Annotated in this window: 2 protein-coding genes; both read left to right on the top strand. The window is 42.9% G+C overall.

Annotated elements, in window-relative coordinates:
- On the top strand, window positions 1–470 hold a 470-nt coding region (locus V0288_RS24965; protein WP_332867908.1), incomplete at its 5' end, for a transposase.
- Window positions 467–958, top strand: a complete 492-nt coding sequence (locus V0288_RS24960) for a hypothetical protein (RefSeq protein WP_332867907.1) — start codon at window positions 467–469, stop codon at window positions 956–958. The genes V0288_RS24965 and V0288_RS24960, both read left to right, overlap by 4 nt.
- The last annotated feature ends 15 nt before the right edge of the window (window positions 959–973 follow it).

Genomic DNA, 973 nt, shown 5'->3' with positions numbered 1-973 from the left:
AGAACGGGATCGTGAGCGTGAACGCGTATGGATTAATAGAAAGGATGACGTTCCCGTTAACAAGCGAGGTCTACAAGCCTAAAGAAAGATTAAAAGAAGGGGATACCTATAAAAGCAAACCGCCCATCGCGGCGGGGATGGTGAAAGAGCTAGTAGAGAAAGGATTTAAAATCAAGCGAGTGTTAGCGGATAGCGAGTACGGGGAAAGCGGAAGTAATTTCTTGAGTATTCTGGAAGAGTTAGGAATAGAATACGCGGTGGCGATCCGGAGTAACCACGCGGTACTAATGGCTTCGGGGCAGAGAGTCCGAAGAAATCGATGGCAAGAATTCGAGAGAATCCATAGTAATGGAGAAAGAGAAAAACGGTATATTCGAGAGATTATTTTCGGTAAGAGAAGACAAGTAAGATATTGGGAAATCACGACCGATAAAGATGCGATACCCGAAGGACTACTGGGTATGTCATGACGAGAATAGCCGGAATAAGTGCGAAAGAAGTGGGCAATATTTACGGGGATAGAACGTGGGTAGAGTACGGTTTAAGGCAGAGTAAGAGTGAGTTGGGCTGGTCAGATTATCGTTTAACCGATTATAACGACATCGAAAAATGGTGGGAGCTAGTCATGAGCGCGTACCTAATGATTAGCCTTCAAGCAGAAGTTTTTCAAGGTCAAGGTCAAAAGGAAAATCGGTCATCTGACTGGCAAACCGCTAGAGAAATTGCGGGAACTCATCCTTGGTTGTCTATCGGGAAAGGATGGAAAAATAACTTAAATAATATTCGATTATTTATCGAACCTTTCGGTTACTTGAATCGCTTAAAAGCTTGGCTATGTGTTTTCTTTACCCCTCGAATAATTCACCAGTTTTCTTTTTTATATACTCAACTTAATCGATTGATAAACTCTCTGCTAGAATCTGTTTTCCCCTGTCATTTCTGTCTTCCTGTTCCCTAGTGTGACGGAAGAGGG

The organism is Pannus brasiliensis CCIBt3594 (assembly GCF_036688125.1).
GTDB lineage: Bacteria > Cyanobacteriota > Cyanobacteriia > Cyanobacteriales > Microcystaceae > Pannus > Pannus brasiliensis.
This window is presented reverse-complemented; position numbering and strand designations above follow the sequence as displayed.